At 61.2% G+C, this 16,296-nt stretch carries 16 protein-coding genes; 15 read left to right on the top strand and 1 reads right to left on the bottom strand.

The features are described from left to right. Positions 1 to 250 precede the first annotated feature (250 nt). The 5 genes from ACZ5IU_RS05430 (at position 251) to ACZ5IU_RS05410 (ending at position 4,562) form a co-directional block, all read left to right on the top strand. Positions 251 to 1,096, top strand: a complete 846-nt coding sequence (locus ACZ5IU_RS05430; protein ID WP_464421175.1) for an SAM-dependent methyltransferase — start codon at positions 251 to 253, stop codon at positions 1,094 to 1,096. Positions 1,097 to 1,326: 230 nt separating this feature from the next. Beyond that, positions 1,327 to 1,821 (top strand): hypothetical protein, encoded by a 495-nt coding sequence (locus ACZ5IU_RS05425; protein WP_464421174.1) that lies wholly within the window; start codon positions 1,327 to 1,329, stop codon positions 1,819 to 1,821. Next, a complete protein-coding gene (locus ACZ5IU_RS05420; RefSeq protein ID WP_464421173.1) occupies positions 1,818 to 2,294 on the top strand; it encodes a restriction endonuclease in 477 nt (158 codons plus the stop codon). Before ACZ5IU_RS05425 ends, ACZ5IU_RS05420 begins: the two co-directional genes overlap by 4 nt. A 303-nt stretch (positions 2,295 to 2,597) precedes the next feature. Then, the gene (locus ACZ5IU_RS05415; protein ID WP_464421172.1) at positions 2,598 to 3,905 is read left to right on the top strand and encodes an acetamidase/formamidase family protein; all 1,308 of its coding nucleotides are present in this window, start codon (positions 2,598 to 2,600) and stop codon (positions 3,903 to 3,905) included. A 255-nt stretch (positions 3,906 to 4,160) separates the two neighbouring features. Then, positions 4,161 to 4,562, top strand: coding sequence for a YjdF family protein (locus tag ACZ5IU_RS05410; protein WP_464421171.1), 402 nt, complete (start codon positions 4,161 to 4,163; stop codon positions 4,560 to 4,562). Between the two features lie 85 nt (positions 4,563 to 4,647). Here ACZ5IU_RS05410 and ACZ5IU_RS05405 read toward each other — a convergent pair whose 3' ends face one another. Next, the gene (locus ACZ5IU_RS05405; protein ID WP_464421170.1) at positions 4,648 to 5,517 is read right to left on the bottom strand and encodes an NYN domain-containing protein; all 870 of its coding nucleotides are present in this window, start codon (positions 5,515 to 5,517) and stop codon (positions 4,648 to 4,650) included. 249 nt (positions 5,518 to 5,766) lie between these two features. Between ACZ5IU_RS05405 and ACZ5IU_RS05400 the strand changes: the two genes are divergently transcribed. The 10 genes from ACZ5IU_RS05400 (at position 5,767) to ACZ5IU_RS05355 (ending at position 16,246) form a co-directional block, all read left to right on the top strand. Next, positions 5,767 to 7,041 (top strand): TRAP transporter large permease, encoded by a 1,275-nt coding sequence (locus ACZ5IU_RS05400; RefSeq protein ID WP_464421169.1) that lies wholly within the window; start codon positions 5,767 to 5,769, stop codon positions 7,039 to 7,041. A gap of 89 nt (positions 7,042 to 7,130) precedes the next feature. Next, positions 7,131 to 8,153 carry a TRAP transporter substrate-binding protein gene (locus ACZ5IU_RS05395; protein ID WP_464421168.1) on the top strand — a complete coding sequence of 341 codons (1,023 nt, stop codon included), beginning with the start codon at positions 7,131 to 7,133 and terminating at the stop codon, positions 8,151 to 8,153. Between the two features lie 79 nt (positions 8,154 to 8,232). Next, complete coding sequence (locus tag ACZ5IU_RS05390; protein ID WP_464421167.1) at positions 8,233 to 8,754, top strand: TRAP transporter small permease; 522 nt, start codon at positions 8,233 to 8,235, stop codon at positions 8,752 to 8,754. Between the two features lie 177 nt (positions 8,755 to 8,931). After that, positions 8,932 to 10,068 carry a nickel-dependent lactate racemase family protein gene (locus ACZ5IU_RS05385; RefSeq protein WP_464421166.1) on the top strand — a complete coding sequence of 379 codons (1,137 nt, stop codon included), beginning with the start codon at positions 8,932 to 8,934 and terminating at the stop codon, positions 10,066 to 10,068. Then, entirely contained in the window at positions 10,065 to 10,757 is a 693-nt protein-coding gene (locus ACZ5IU_RS05380; protein WP_464421165.1) for a GntR family transcriptional regulator, read from the top strand. The genes ACZ5IU_RS05385 and ACZ5IU_RS05380 overlap by 4 nt, the downstream gene beginning before the upstream one ends. Positions 10,758 to 10,814: 57 nt before the next feature. After that, positions 10,815 to 12,095: a phosphopyruvate hydratase gene (gene eno, locus ACZ5IU_RS05375; RefSeq protein WP_464421164.1), complete on the top strand. Its 1,281-nt coding sequence runs from the start codon at positions 10,815 to 10,817 to the stop codon at positions 12,093 to 12,095. Between the two features lie 154 nt (positions 12,096 to 12,249). Further along, on the top strand, positions 12,250 to 13,623 hold the full coding sequence (locus ACZ5IU_RS05370) for a glycerate kinase type-2 family protein (RefSeq protein WP_464421163.1): 1,374 nt from the start codon (positions 12,250 to 12,252) through the stop codon (positions 13,621 to 13,623). 31 nt (positions 13,624 to 13,654) lie between these two features. After that, a complete protein-coding gene (locus ACZ5IU_RS05365; RefSeq protein WP_464421162.1) occupies positions 13,655 to 14,650 on the top strand; it encodes a 2-hydroxyacid dehydrogenase in 996 nt (331 codons plus the stop codon). Positions 14,651 to 14,956: 306 nt separating this feature from the next. Then, positions 14,957 to 15,079, top strand: coding sequence for an FAD-binding protein (locus ACZ5IU_RS05360; protein WP_464421161.1), 123 nt, complete (start codon positions 14,957 to 14,959; stop codon positions 15,077 to 15,079). 24 nt (positions 15,080 to 15,103) lie between these two features. Then, positions 15,104 to 16,246, top strand: coding sequence for an FAD-binding protein (locus tag ACZ5IU_RS05355; protein ID WP_464421160.1), 1,143 nt, complete (start codon positions 15,104 to 15,106; stop codon positions 16,244 to 16,246). Positions 16,247 to 16,296 lie beyond the last annotated feature (50 nt).

Below are 16,296 nucleotides of genomic sequence, written 5' to 3'. Positions count from 1 at the left end.
GTTGAGGAGGGTTTGAGTGTTTCGTAAATGCTTCGATTCTTAAGAATTTCTCCTCATTGCGATACATTATACCGTGCTCTTGTCGTACTTCGGCGGAAAATAAAGAATAGAATCCGTGCGTTGTGATGAACTATACTATTACCGTCGCTATCATGATTACCTATAAAGACTGTCGAAGCCGGATCGCCGGGTGACGCCGCGCTTCCGTGCGGGGAATATGCAAGGGACGACTTCCCGGAAAGGATGACGCATGAACCTGTTCAATGAACTTGAAAGCATCGCCTCGCGCCCCGAGCCCTTTTCGTTCTACACGGCCGAGACGCTCTGGAACGACGACCATATCTCGAAGCAGATGCTCCGGTTCCATCTGGACCAGAACACCGACCTCGCCTCCCGGAAGATCGCCTTCATCGACGAATCGGTCGCGTGGATGGCGGAGCGTTTCCATATCGGCCCGGGAACGCGGATCGCCGACTTCGGCTGCGGCCCGGGGCTGTACGCGACGCGTCTGGCGCGGCTCGGCGCCCGTGTGACGGGCGTGGACTTCTCGAACCGGTCGATCAACTACGCGCGACGAATGGCGACGGAGGAAGGGCTCGATATCGACTACGTCCGGTCGAACTATCTCGACTACGATACGGACGAGCGTTTCGACCTGATCGCGATGATCTACTGCGACTTCTGCCCCCTGAGTCCGGCGCAGCGTCGCACGCTCCTGGGACGAGTCCGGACGCTGCTTGCCGACGGGGGCGCGTTCTTTCTGGACGTCTGCTCGCTCGCGGCGTTCGAAAAACGGACCGAGAGCGCGGAGTGGGGCTATCGCCTGATGGACGGCTTCTGGTCGCCCGGCCCGTATTACGGCTTCCGGACAACGTTCCGGTACGACCCCGAAAAGGTCACGCTCGACAAGTACGCGATCGTCGCACCGGACAGGACGTTCACCGTCTGCAACTGGCTCCAGTATTACGATCTCGACGCCGTGCGGCGGGAATTCGGCGGGAACGGCTTCCGCGTGGAGGACGCGTATGCGGACGTCCGTGGCCGCCCGTTTTCGGACGACGCGCCCGAAATGGCGCTTGTCGCGCGGAAGGCGTGAGCTCGCCGGCGTTATTGGAGAACACTGTCGCGTTCCATGTTTGTCACCACCCTTTGAGAACGATCAGGATAAAAACGCTTCGCAGTCTATACGCACGATGGTTCGTTCTCGACATGAATGCTGTGACTCAATGCACGCGTGCATAGGGAGCGTGTATAGAAATTGTGCTATTTCAGCGATATTCTTTTGCATATTGAGAGTCGTGACTCTGTTCGTTTTGGAGTGATAACGTGGCGATTTCATTGAAAGAAACCAAGGTAGTCAGTGAGATGGCTGACCTTCTCTATCACTTCCTGCCCGGATCGGGTTCAAGTCAGTGGAAAGGGTACGTCACTTTTCCAAGCGTCGCGAATGAAGTGGGGCTTGGAGAATTCTGGCAATCCGGGAGCAAGAAACCGGCAATTACCGAATTGCTCGTACGAACGTTGGAGCACCGGCGGGATCTCTTTGAAAAGCTCATCCTGACAATCGTGAAGGAGGGGCTTAAGTACTGTCAAAAGAATAACGAGCCTATTACAGATGACGAAATCAGAACTCTGAACGGGCTGATAATGGAGGTAGGTTTCAAATTCCCTTCATTATGTGATCCTGCGTTCATTGATTCGCTGCAAAAGGATAGGCGCGCTCGATCCTCCGAAATTGTGGAGCCGGAACCCAACGATCATGAGACTCGAATGCGCGAGCGGTTGGAGTTCCTCAATTCCTCAAACGCCTGGAAATCATGAAAAGTACGCTCTATTCCTTGTGGAAGCAACCTAATCGTCAACAAGCCGGCTTTGAGTTGGAACGTTTGTTGAACGACTTGTTTGAACTCTATGGTTTGAATCCGAGATCGCCATTCAAGGTATTGGGGGAACAGATCGACGGATCGTTCGTGTTGGATAATGAAATCTATTTGTTTGAGGCGAAATGGGAATCTACGCAACTCCCAGAAGCCCCCCTCCTCATTTTCCGAGGGAAAATTGAGGGAAAAGCGTCCTTTACAAGAGGCCTTTTTCTTTCGCTGAACGGATATACAGGGCCGGCTTTAGCGGCCATAACCCAAGGCAAGCAACCGAGTTTCTTTTTGATGGACGGATTCGATCTCAACGTTGTTCTTGGCGGACAGATTGGACTCGATACGCTCTTGAGGACGAAACTCCGAATATTAGCCGAGGAAGGCCGGATGTTTGTGTCTGCGAAGGAGATTGTTGTTTAGCCAGAGGAGACGGAGCCAACGAAAGAGTTCTTGGCGGCGATTTGGGAAGGGGAAACTTTAGTTCTGAGATATCCAGTCCATCCGTGATGAAACGTTGATGGCGGTGTTTACTTCATTGATGTTGCCCACAAGATTCCCGAAGACGCACACCAAGAAAAACGGAAGTGACGGATGAGGCGTGACCGGGGATCCGCTATTTGTGTTTCCCGCCCATATGGTATCGTTCTATCGCGTAGTCCATTCCGGAAGTATGGCCGGCGGAGACCGACGGTTTCCGCTTCGAGTACGAAAGGAGTGACGGACATGACGGAAGTGAAATGTGCGGGAACGGTCTTTGTCGATCGTTTTACGGACGGGGTTCTGAACCCGGCCAAGCCGATGCTCGGTCCTGTGAAGGACGGCGGGTTCATCGTGGCGAACACGGCTCCGGGGTGCTGGGGGCCGATGATCACGCCGGAACTCAAGGGCGGGCACGAAGTGACCGTCCCGGTGGCCGTCGAAGGCGCGGAGGTCGGGGACGCCATAGCGATCCGGATCCGGAGCGTGACGGTGACGTCGTACGCGACGGCGTCGGGAAATGATATGTGCCCGGATGCCGCGCGATTCCGGGGCGACCCCTACGTAGCGAAGCAGTGTCCGAAGTGCGGCGCGTACCACCCGAAGACGGTGCTTGAAGGAACCGGCCAGGGCGCTGTCCGGTGTGCGTCGTGCGGGGCGGAAATTTCGCCGTTTGCGTTCACGAACGGCTACACGATTGTCTTCGACCACGAGCACGGCGTCGCCGTGACGCTCGACGAAAAGGGCGCACAAACGGTTGCGGACGACGCGCTCTTCTATTCGTCGCGTCCCGAGAACTCCATCCAGAATCCGATCCTCGCGATCGCGCCGCACGACATCGTCGGCATGGCGACGCGGATGCGGCCCTTCCTCGGGCAGCTCGGGACTACGCCGTCTCTGCCCTTTCCCGATTCGCACAATGCGGGAGATTTCGGCGCGTTTCTCGTCGGTGCGCCGCACGAGTACGCGAAGACGGCCGAACAGCTCGAACACAGGACGGACGGGCACATGGACGTCAACCAGGTCCGGGCCGGGGCCGTCCTGATCTGCCCGGTCAAGGTTCCGGGCGGCGGCGTCTACGTCGGCGACATGCACGCGTTTCAGGGGAACGGCGAGATCGCGGGACATACCGCGGACGTCGCTGGCGTCGTCACGCTCCAGGTCCACGTAATCAAAGGACTCGCTCTGTCCGGCCCGATCCTGCTCCCTGTGGAAGATGACCTGCCGCACCTCGCGAAGCCGCTGTCGTGCGAGGAGAAAATTCGGGCTCTGGAACTTGCGGAGAAGTGGTGTATGGACAGGATCGAGGACACCGCACCGGTCACGTTCATCGGTACCGGAGCGACGATGAACGCCGCGATCGACAATGGTCTGGCCCGCGCCGCCGACGTGCTCGGAATGTCCGTTCCCGAAGTGAAGAACCGGGCGACCGTATCCGGCGCCATCGAGATCGGCCGCGCGCCCGGCGTCGTCATGGTGACGTTCCGCTGTCCCGTAGCAAAACTGGAAAGAATTGGAATTCTGCCCTTTGTGAAGGAACAATACGACCTCTGAGAGGAACGCGAGGGGAGACCGCCCGGTCTCCCCTCTTCGTTTCCGGAGAAAATCGTGTATACTTTCCCAGTCTGCGTCCGTTCGGGGCGCAGACCCACAACTTCACTGAACTCGGGGCAAGAAAACACGGCTCCCGGCTGGTAGTCTGGGCCGTCTTTCCGGGGAATTCCGGGAAGACGCAGTAACCTTCCCGTAATCGCGGGTCGTCCGTTGCCCTCCGGTATTGTATTCGTCGATACGGAGGAGAAATTTTTCATGGCGACCTGTGCGATCTTTCACGATGGACAGTTCTGGACGGGGATTCTCGAATGGGAGGACGGCGGAGAGATCCGCGCCGTCCGGCGCGTCTTCGGGGCGGAACCTTCGGAAGACGACATCCTGCGTTTCGTCGCAGCCGTTCGTCCTGAGGACGGGGCTTCCGCGACGGAAGCGGTAGAGCCGACGCGCGCGTCGAGCTACCGGCGACGCGTCAGGGAAGCGCGGCTTGCGATGACCGCGGCTCCGGCGTCGACGAAGTCGCAGCTCGCGCTGGCCGCGGAGCGGGAGCGACGGGCGGGTGAACGCGCCCGGAGGCGAAGAGCGGATCGCTGTGAGGAGCGGGAGCGGAAGTTCCTGCTGTCGCAGGAGAAAGCGAAACGAAAGCGCCGCGGACATTGACGCGCGGCGTCTTTCCAAAACCCGCGGGACGTCCGGCGTTCTCCGGTATTACTGTGTCGTACGTTCCCGCGTTTCAGATCCGGGCTTACTCGTTCCCTTCCCGCTTGTGGCTGTCGCGGATCAGGACGTAGTTTGACTTGCGGTCGAGTTCGAGAATTCCGAGCGCCGCGGCGAGTTCGCCGAGTTTCTTGAAGCCGTAGTTGCGGGGGTCGAATTCGGGCGCCTGCTTGACGATGTTCGTTCCGACCGCGCCGAGGTGGGCCCAGCCGGAGTCGTCGGAGGCGGCCTCGATGGCCGCGCGGAAGAGGTTCACGAGGCGGGTGTCCGCACGCAGGTCCTTGGCGGACTTCTTGCGGACGCGGGCGCTCGTGTCGGTTTCCTCCAGAAGCAGCTCCGTGTAGATGAACTTGTCGCAGGCGGAGACGAACGCGCGCGGGGTCTTCTTCTCGCCGAAGCCGATCACGCGCTTGCCTTCCTCGCGGATGCGGGAGGCGAGGCGCGTGAAGTCCGAGTCCGACGAGACGAGGCAGAACCCGTCGAAGCGCCCCGTGTAGAGAAGGTCCATCGCGTCGATGATCATCGCGCTGTCCGTGGCGTTCTTTCCGACGGTGTAGCGGAACTGCTGCACGGGGTGGATGGAGTATTCGAGAAGAACGGTCTTCCAGCTTCCGAGCTGGGGCGTCGTCCAGTCGCCGTAGATCCGGCGGACGGACGCGACTCCGTACTTCGCCACCTCCGCGAGGAGCCCCTCGATGATCGCGGGCTGGGCGTTGTCGGCGTCGATCAGGACGGCGAGCGTGTTCTGCGCCTGGATGTCCTCGGGCATGAGAACGTGGGGGACGTGACCGTTGGCGATCGGGACGGCGGGCGTCGTTTCGCGCGGAGAGGTCTCCTGCTTTTTCTGGATTTCCTTTACTCTGGCCGGATTTCTCCGGGATTTGTACGTTCGCGTCATATTCGTCCCCTCCGGACGTCATTATAGACGACATCCTCGTCTGCGTCTGCCCCTCGGACCGGTCTTTCCGCGAGGTGCCCGCAATGTGCTTGACAAAACGGATATCGATGAGGATGATATCGGTTATCGATAATCGATAAAAGAGCTGCGTTTCGGAAGAATTCCTCGGTTCTTGTTCGATCGCGTCTGTCCTTCGAAGGGGTTCAGGTTTGGAAACGTGATCCGGAAGTGGAAAGAGGAGGTTTTTCAATGGCTCTGCTGACGCTTGTCACCTGCTTCGTCGTTCTTCTGATCATCGGATTTCCCATCGCGTTCAACATGATCCTGAGTTCAACGATGTACCTCCTGGTCGGCGGCTACCCGCAGCTTCTCGTCGTCCAGCGGATGTTCGAGGGAATGAACGGATTTTCGCTGCTCTCGGTTCCCTTCTTCGTCCTCACCGGCCAGTTCCTCCTGAAAGGCCATCTCCTCGAAGCCCTCATCGATTTCGTCAACGCCTTCATCGGACACGTCCGCGGCGCACTTGCCCTCGTCACGGTGGGAACGTGTCTCTTCATGGGGTCCATCGTCGGGCTCGCGCTCGCCGAGGTCGCGTCGCTCGGGTCGTTTCTGATCCCGATGATGAAGAAGGAAAAATACTCGCCCGCTTTCAGTTCGGCGGTCATGGCGAGCAGTTCCCTGCTCGGGCCGATCATGCCGCCGAGCGTTCTGATGATCATCTATTGCGTCGCGGTCGGAAGGACGTCCATCGCGGGGCTCTTCCTCGCGGCGGTCGTCCCGGCGTTTCTCATCGCCCTCGCGCAGATGGTCGCGATCCACAGGATCGCCGTCAAAAGAGGATACCCGAGCCATCCGCGCGCCCCGTGGCCGGAGAAGTGGAAGCAGCTCCGCCGCGCCCTTCCCGCGCTCATGCTTCCCGTCATCATCCTCGGAGGGATTTTCGGCAGCATCTTTACAGTGACTGAGTCGTCCGCGATAGCGGCCATATACGCCTTCATCATCACCTTCGTCGTGTACAAGGAGGGCAAGCTCTCGGACATTCCGGCGATCCTCAAGGACACGGCGCTGACGTCGGGACTCGTCATCCTGCTCGCGGGAAGCGCGACCGTGACCGCCTGGGCCATCGCGAACGAGCAGGTGGTCTACAAGGTGATCGGGCCGCTCGCGACGCTTCCGCAGTGGGCGTTCCTGCTCATGGTGAACGTCGCGTTGCTCGTCAACGGAATGTTCATGGACGACTATGCCTCCGTCGTCGTCCTCGGTCCGATTATCGCGCCCGTCGCGTGGAAGCTCGGAGTCGATCCGCTCCAGATCGGCGCGATCATCTGCATCAACCTCGTCATCGGGCTGGCGACGCCGCCGTTCGGGATCACCCTCTTCGTGACGAGCCCGATGGCCGGCGTCACGATCGAGCAGACCTTCAGGGAGGCGATTCCGATGCTTCTCGCGTCGATCGCGATTCTTCTGCTCGTGACGTTCTTTCCGCCTCTGACGCTCTGGCTCCCGAGACTCTGCGGGTACTGAGCGTATCCGGAAAGAAAGGAGGCTGTGGGTACCGGAACCTGCGTTGAAGCGAACGGGTAGTCGGCAATGTGGAGAAAGGGGGATTTTCCGTGAAGAAAAGCACCGTGTTCGTGTTGGTTTTCGCACTGGCTCTCGTTTTTTCCATATCGGATCTGGCGTTTGCGGCGAAGGTCATCAGGGTGTCCCTCTGCAACTCTGAAACGCACCCTCAATCCCTGGGGCTTCAGCTCTTCAAAAAGCTCGTCGAGGAGCAGACGAAGGGCGAGCTGACGGTGAACCTGTACTACAACTCCCAGCTTGGCGGCGAGCGGGAGTCCGTCGAACAGGTCAAGAACGGTCTTCTCGAGATGGCGACCGCTTCGGCGGGCCCCATGACGACGTTCAACACCCGCTTCATGGTTCTCGATATTCCGTACGCGTTCAATGACTACAACGAGGCGTGGCTCGTCATGGACGGCCCCGCCGGGATTTCGCTGTTCAGGTCGTGCGAGGAGGTCGGCCTCAAGGGGCTCGCGTGGATGGAGAACGGATTCCGCCATACGACGAACTCGAAGAAGCCCATCGTGACCATCGCCGACTTCGCGGGGCTCAAGATCCGGACGATGGAAGCTCCGATGCACATGGAGGCCTTCAAGCTGCTCGGAGCGAACCCGACCCCCGTACCGTGGACGGAGCTCTACATGGTCATGCAGCAGAAGGTCGTCGACGGGCAGGAGAATCCGCTCGCGAACATCTGGGAAGTGAAGATGTACGAAGTCCAGAAGTTCACGTCGCTCGACGGACACATCTACGACCCGATGCCGCTCGTCGCGAATCTCGAATGGTTCAACGGCCTCACGAAGGATCAGCAGAAGATCGTCGAGACGGCCGCGATTCTCGGCCAGAACTACAGCAGGGCCGTGAACGCCGCCCGCGAGAAGTACATCGTCGGGCTTCTCGAGTCCAAGGGAATGAAGGTCAACGATGTCGCCGAGGCCGAAAAGGCGAAGATGCGCCAGGCGACGCAGGGAAAGGTCATCGAGAGCATCAAGGGAAAGACGGATCCGAAGTTCGTCGACACGTGGCTCGCGAATATCGAACAGGCCAGGAAGGACATCAAGGCCGGTTTGTAGGCGTTCTCCCGCGGATCGGGCGGAGATCGCCCCGTCCGGTCCGCGAGGAGACACAACCTCCCAAAAGGACGGTTTTGTCATGACAAAGCAAGGGTATTACAATTTCTGCGATCGTTGCGTCGACTTTCTCTTTCCTATTTCGATGGCCCTCTGCGCGGCCATGCTCGTGGTCGCGATGGCGCACGTGATCATGCGCTACGTCTTCAACAGCGCGTTGTCGTGGTCTGAAGAGTTTCTCCGCTTCTCGATGGTCTGGTTCACGCTCGTCAGCGCGGCCATTCTGCATCAGAGGAAGGGACACGTTGGAATCGTCATCTTCCGCGATATGTTTCCGGACGGGCTCCGGGCGCTCTGTGTCCGGACGATTCCCTGGCTTGCGGTCGTCGCGACCGCGTCGGTCACGTGGAATGGCGTTCTTCTTCTGTTGCGGACGTACAAACAGATGACTCCCGCGCTGGGTATTTCGGTCGCTATCCCGTATTCCGCGATTCCCTTCGGCTTTTTCTTCATGACGATTTTCGGAATAGGGCACATTCTCGAGATCTCCCTCGGGGAGACGGTTCCGCCGAGAGAGACTCCTTCGTATTCGGAACAGGAGTGAACGGTCATATACACGGTTGAACGCCGCCCGGGCGGAAACGGGGAAACGATCACATACCGGGACGCGTTCGAGGGCGTCGAGGCGTCGCTTCCGCTCTCGCGCTTCGGGGAGCTGTATCGTCTTCCGGAGATCGGGGCCGCTCATCCCGGACGAATCCGTGACGCGTTCGATTCTCCCGTGGGCTCGCCTCCCCTGAGAACAGTCGCGCGCGGGAAACGAACCGCGGCGATCCTCGTTTCCGACGCGACCCGCGCCGTTCCGACCGGCGACGTCGTTCCGTACCTCATGGAGGAGCTGAACGCCGGGGGAATCGCTCCGGACGATGTGACGTTCGTCGTCGCGACGGGTGTCCACCGTCCCGCGACGGAGGAGGAGATGCGGCGCATTCTGGGGGAGGAGTGGCGCGGCAGGGTCCGGATCGAGAACCACGATCCGTATCGCGACGACGCGCTTGTCTTCCTCGGGACGACGACGTTCGGTACGCCGGTTTCCGTCAACCGGAAGGTCGCCGCGGCGGACCTCAGGATCGCCGTCGGAAAGGTCGAGCCTCACGAATTCGCGGGGTTCTCCGGCGGAAGAAAGTCCGTTCTGCCCGGAATTTCGTCGGAGACGACGATCCGCGCGAATCACCGACCGGAGATGATTCTTGACCCGAAGGCGACAATCGGTGTGTACGGGGACAACCCGGTGAGCCTGGATATGGTCGAGGCCGCCCGTCTTCTCGGAGTCCATTTCTGCGTGAACGTCCTCGTGACCGGCGACGGGAGAATCGCGGACGTCGTCTGCGGCGACATCGTCGAAAGCCACGGGCGGGCGGTCGCGGCGCTTGTGGAACGGATAGCCGTCCCGGTTCGCTCGTGTCTTCCAATCGTCGTCACGACTCCGGGACACCCGCTGAACATCAACCTCTACCAGAGTATCAAATGCATCATCGCCACGGCTCCGATCGTCGAAGATCGCGGGGTCATCGTGGCCTACTCGCGCTGCCCCGAGGGCGTCGGGTCGACGGACATGCTCCGCCCGTACGAAAGCGCGCGAACTCCGGAGGACGTCGTCGACTTTCTTCTCCGGAACTACGAGATCCAGATGGACCATACGCTGCTGCTCTCGAAGATACTCAAGCGGGGAATCCGCGTCGTCCTCGTCTCTCCCGGCGTGGAACGCACGACCGTGGAACTGATGGGGCTCATTTTCGCGGAGTCCCTCGGGGAAGGAATCGGCATCGCGTCCGGCCTGACGGGAGACGGACGTCCGATATCCTTCTTCCCGTGTCCGCAGCGCTGCCTGCCCGTCGCGCGGGGGAAAAAGACATGAGCACGGGACCGTTGGGCGCGGGGAGGGCGCCGCTCCAGCGGCGCGTCCTGAGCGACGACGTTATCGAGTATCTCATCGACACGATTCTCGACGGTTCCCTGAAGCCCGGTGAGAAGATCGTCGAGCTTCAGGTCGCCCGGATGCTCGACGTCAGTCAGGCGACGGTCCGCGAGGCGCTGCGCGAACTCGAATCCCGGGGGTTTCTCGAGTCGCGTCCCTACAGGGGGACCTACGTCCGGAAGTTCACGATTCACGGGATGCAGGACTACTTCCGGACGAGGACGGAACTCGAGATCCTGGCCGCGAAATGGGCAATGGAGACGGATTTCCGGACGATGGACTGCGCTCACCTGAAGGAATGTCTCAGCGACATGGGGGCGTACCTCGACGCCGGAGACCACGTGGCGTTCCGGAAAAAGGATATGGAGTTCCACCAGACGATCGTGAAGGGATCGGGGAGCGAGTCGCTGCTCTCCGCGTGGAACGCACTCTGCCACAGCTACTGGGCGTACTTCGGGCTCCATTTCGAACAGAAGAAGTACAACCTCGGCGATCAGATGGAAAAGCACAAAGCCATATATGACCTCTTGCTTCTCGGCCGGCTCGACGACCTGAGGAAGGCGATTCTGGACCATTACGTCAGCATCGACCTCATCGACGGATCGACCGACCGGAGCGATCGGAAGTAGGGCTTTTCGGACATAGAGTTTCAGATTCACGGACGACACACGAAGGAGATGACGGAAATGTATCTTGGGAAGAACAGATTCAAAATAACGAGGATCGTGGCCAGAGAAATTCTGGACTGCAGGTTCAATCCGACCGTACAGGTCGACGTCTGGGCGGGGGATGACGTCTGGGGACGCGCCGACGTTCCGGCGGGGAGGTCGCGCGGGGAAAGGGAAGCGTGGGAGCTCCGCGACGGCGACGCGAAGATCTACGGAGGTCTCGGGGTCGGTCAGGCGGTGAAGAACATTCACGAAATGATCGCGCCGGCGCTCATCGGGATGGATGTCCGCGACCAGAAGAACATCGACCTCGCGATGATCAGGCTCGACGGAACGCCGAACAAGCAGCGCATCGGCGGCAACGCGATCATCGGCGTCTCGATGGCCGTGGCCCGGGCGGCCGCGAACGGCTGCAACCTGCCGCTCTACCGCTACCTCAACGTGAACGCGCACGTGCTTCCGGTTCCCCTCCTGAACTACATCAACGGAGGCCGCCTCACGAGCAACGACCTCGACTTCCAGGAGATCTGCATCTTCCCGGTCGGTGCGAAGACGTTCCGCGAGTCGATGATCATCGGTTGGGACGTGTACAACGCGCTCCGCGACATCCTGTCCGCCAAATACGGGAAGATCGCGGTCAACGTCGGCGACGAAGGCGGATACGCGCCCCCCATCGTCAGCGTCAAGGAGGCGATGGATCACCTCGTGAAGGCGGTCGAAGTGACCGGGCACGCGAAGAAGGTTCTGTACGGATTCGACTGCGCCGCGACGCACTTCTACGACGCGGAGAAGAAGATGTACAAGCTCGAGGGCGAATACCGGACCCGGGAAGAACTCCTCGACTTCTACAAGGATCTCGTCCGGAACTACCCGATCGTCTCGATGGAGGATCCGTTCGACGAGGACGACGTCGAGGGTTTCAAGATGGCGAAGGAACAGCTCGGAATCCAGATCGTGGGAGACGACTTCCTCTGCACGAACCCGAAGCTCATCCGCGAACGGGCGGACTACTGTAACGCGCTTCTCCTGAAGTTCAACCAGGTCGGAACGCTTTCGGAGACCTTGAACGCCGCCGAAAGCGCCTATCGCCATCAGTTCGGAATCATGGTTTCCGAGCGGTCCGGCGAGACGGAAGACCCGATTCTCTCCGACGTCACCGTGGGCATCAACGCGGGCCAGATCAAGACCGGCGCCACGCGTTCCGAACGTACGGTGAAATACAACCGTCTGCTCGAGATCGAGACCGAGCTTGGCGACGCGGCCCTCTACGCGGGCGAGCTGTACCGGAACCCATTCTAGAAATGGCTGAAGACGGGAGTTCCGGAGAGGAACTCCCGGAACGGGACGCATCGCGGTGCGGGAGAGCGTCGTCGGACATGATCGCTCTCCCGCGCATTCTATCGTATGGCGTCGCGCCGGAGAGCGCGGTCGCGATAATGAGAGAGGTCTGGGGATGATCTCTATGAACTATTTCAGGAACTACGATCTGCTGCTTTCCCACGGGAACAGTCATCTTCGAAAAGAAGCGCTCGATATCCTGAACGCGGGGCTCCTCCGGGCCGACCCCGGAAAGGCGACGCGGGGTCTGGTGCGGCTTGACGGCGGACGCATCGTCATCGGAGGGCGTTCGTACGACCTCGACGAGTTCCGGAACGTCTACGTCATCGGTGCTGGGAAGGCGAGCTTCCCGATCGCGGCGGCCCTCGACGACATCCTCGGGAAGCGCATCGCCGGCGGGATCGTCATCTGCAAGAACGGGCAGGAAGGCCATCTCGAAAACGTCGACGTGCGCCTCGCCAGCCACCCGATTCCGAACGAGGACGGGATGCGCGCCGCGGAGGACGTTTTCGCACTAGCGAAGAGGACGGGCCCAGGAGACCTCGTGTTCGCGTGCGTCACGGGCGGCAGCTCGGCGCTGATGCCGCTCCCGATTCCCGAAATTTCGCTTTCGGACAAGAAGATCGCGAACAGGATCCTGCTCACGTGCGGCGCGAACATCATCGAGATCAACGCCGTCAGAAAGCACCTGAGCCTCATCAAGGGCGGGAGGCTCGCCCAGGCCGTCCACCCGGAGGCGCTCCTCGTCAACCTCACCGTCTCGGACGTCATCGGCGATCCGCTGGACTACATCACCGATCCGACCGTACCCGACACGTCGAGCTTCCGGGACGCCGCGAACACGATGAACAAGTACGTCCTGTGGGACCGAATGCCGGCGCCCGTGAGCGCCTACCTCCGGAACCCTCCGGCGGGACGCGAGACGCCGAAATCGCTCGACACCCACCGGATCGAGAATCACATCATCGTCGCCGGAGACGCCGCCTGCACGGGCGCCGAGGAGCGGGCGCGGGAGCTCGGCTTCCGGACGGTTCTCCTCTCGACGATGTTCGAGGGGGAGAGCCGCGAACTTGGGCGCACCTTCGGGTTTCTGGCCAAGGAGGTTCTCAGGAGCGCCCATCCGCTCGAAGCTCCCTGCGCCTTCATCGGCGGCGGGGAGACGGTCGTCACGATCCATCCTTCGGATCCCGAGCCCGGGCTCGGAGGACCGAACCAGGAGTTCGCGCTCGGCGCGGCGCTCGAAATCCGGGATCTCGAAAACGTTGTCGTCGCGGGGCTCGATACCGACGGGACCGACGGACCCACGCCCTATGCGGGCGGCATTGCGGACGGAAACTCGTTTGCCGGGTGTCTCGAGAAAGGGATCGACCTCTACGCCGCGCTCGGGCGGCACGACGCGTCCGAAGTCCTGAACGCGACCGGCGATATCCTGATTACCGGGAACACCGGAACGAACGTGAACGATCTCAAGATCATGCTCGTCCGGTAGCGGACATCCTCTTCGAAAGGGAGGCGGTACGGTGGGTACGGTTCTCTTTGCCGATTCCTTCCATCTGGCGGAGAACGCCGAGCGCAGGATCGGATCCATGGCGTCGATCGTGAGACTCGAGTTCGGAGAACGGGATGCGTTCCTCGCCGCGAGCCGCGACGCGGACATCATCATCGCGGAGTATGCCCGGGTGGACGAAGAGATCCTGTCCCGGGCCGGACACCTCAAAGGAATCGTCGTCTACGGCGTCGGGGTGAACCACATCGACCTCGATGGCGCGGCGAAGCGGGGCATCCCGGTCGCGAACTCACGGGGCGGAAACGCGCAGGCGGTCGCGGAACTGGCCGTCTCGCTCATGCTCGAGTGTTTCCGCCATGTTGGCCGTGCCGACAGATTCGTGAGGAGCGGACAGTGGGAGTCCGCGGACAGCGCGGCCCTGCCCGTATGGATGAACGGCCGGGAACTGAAGGGGAAGACGCTCGGCGTCATCGGTCCCGGCGCGATCGGCGGAATCGTCGCGTCGATCGGAGAGGCGTTCGGAATGATTCCGGTCGTGACGTCCGGCAGGAGCGGGAAACACCCGAAATATCCGTGGATCCCGCTCGAGGAGCTTCTGGCGCGGTCCGACGTCGTCTCCGTCAACGTTCCGCTGCTTCCCGAAACCCGCGGGCTGCTTTCCCGCGAGCGTCTCTCCCTGATGAAGCGCCGGGCGGTTCTCGTCGTCACGTCGCGCGGGGGAATCGTCGACGAGGCGGCCGTCGCGGAGATGCTCGCGTCGGGAGATCTCGCTGGAGCGGGATTCGACGTGTTCCGCGACGAGCCCCTGTCCGCGGAATCTCCGCTGATGCGGGCTCCGAACGTCGTCCTGACGCCGCACATGGGCGGCTCCACGGAGGAGGCCGTCGAGAACATCTCGGGCATCGTCGTGTCGTGCTGCGAGACGCTGCTTCGCGGAGGCGTTCCGGAGACGGTCGTCAACGGAGAGCTCCTGCGCTCTCATGGGTACGCGGGACGAAATCGCGCGTGAATGCGTGAATAACGGAGAGAGGCCCGGTTCGAAAGAACCGGGCCTCTCTTTATTTTACAACCTGTATTTTTCGCGAACTTCCTGCGGGGTTTTTCGGGGACTCTCTTGCCGGTGCGAGTCATCCCGACGCTCTTTCGTCCTTGATGTGGATACAGGTTCCGGAAACGTCGGAAAATCGTTTTTCCGAGTTCCGCGGGCGTGATATCCTGATACAAGGGGTGCGGGCCGATTCCATTCAGGGCGTTCGCATAGTCGGATGATGTCTGCGTCCGTGCCCGAGCAATGCCGAAAGGGGGGCCTTTTCCGATGAAGACGCTTGAGACCGATATCCTCGTCGTCGGTTCCGGCGGAGCGGCGCTCCGCGCCGCGATCGCCGCACGCGAAGCGCTTCCGGACGAAAACACGGGCGAAGGATACTCGATGGCGTAATCGGCGGGTGCGGAGATGGTGAATATGGAGTTCATCCGGCTCGGCGTCGCGTCGCTCGCGACGAATTTCAACTGTTCGGGAAGCCTCTTCCGCGCCGTGCCGAGGCTCGTGAACGACCGGGACGAAGAATTCCTGCGCCGCTCCCTGCCGGTGAAATCGAGCGACGGCCATGTCTTCGACATGATCTTCCGCAAGGGGGCGAGCTGGCCCGTATCGCTCGAACACGATACCCACGCGATCGACGTCGCCGTCTACCGCGAATTCGCGGCCGGCCGCAGGGTCTTCCTCGACTATTCGCGGAATCCCGAAGGGTTCCGCTTCGATCTCCTCAACGAGGAGAACCGTTCCCGATACATGCGGGAGGTGGAGCGGCCGGTGGCGGACGAAAGCGTTCGCGGCGCCTCTCCGTTCGCGCGCCTGTCGGAGATCAATCCCAAGACGATCGACTGGTTCCACGATCGGGGGATCGAGATCGGCATCTGCGCGCAACACTTCCAGGGGGGCATCCGGATCGATACGCACGCGCGGACCACGGTCCCGGCGCTCTTCGCCGCCGGCGAGTGCGCCGGGGGGCAGCACGGCGCGAATCGTCCCGGCGGACATTCGCTTCTCGACTGCCAGGTCTTCGGACGCATCGCGGGAGAAGAGGCCGCACGTTACGTCCTCGCGCGGTCGGACGCGTCGAAGCCGTCGTCCGCCGACCTCGAGGCGAAGGAACGGCGACTCGACGGACTCTCGTCGGGTGACGGGACGGAGGCGTCGCAGGCGCGGGAGCGACTTCAGGGGATCATGTCGCGTCACGCGTCCGTCGTGCGTGCGGCCGACGGACTGGCGGAAGGGCTGGCCGAACTCGAGGTGCTGCGAGCGGCGGGAATCCGTGCGGACGATCGCGGGATCGTGTTCGCTTCCGAAACCTCGTGGATGTTCCCGCTCGCGGAAATGGTCCTGCGAACCTGTGCGCTTCGGACCGAGAGTCGCGGTCCCCACCTGTTCTTCGCCGCGCCTTCCGATCCCGAACCCTGTCCCAGAGACGAAGAACGCTGGCGGCGATACATCGTCATCCGCAGGGCCGGAGACGGTTCGATGGAATTCGAAACATGCGAACCCGTAACGACAGGGAACTCCCTCTGGGTCGCCGAAAACGCTCCGAAGCAGGTCGACGCATAGGGCGCGGGGACGGGAAATCGCGCCCCGTCCCCGTTCCAACCTTCCGGAAA

It is taken from the genome of Lactivibrio alcoholicus (assembly GCF_055390895.1).
Note: the sequence above shows the minus strand (reverse complement) of the source record. Positions and strands in the feature narration are given on the sequence as shown.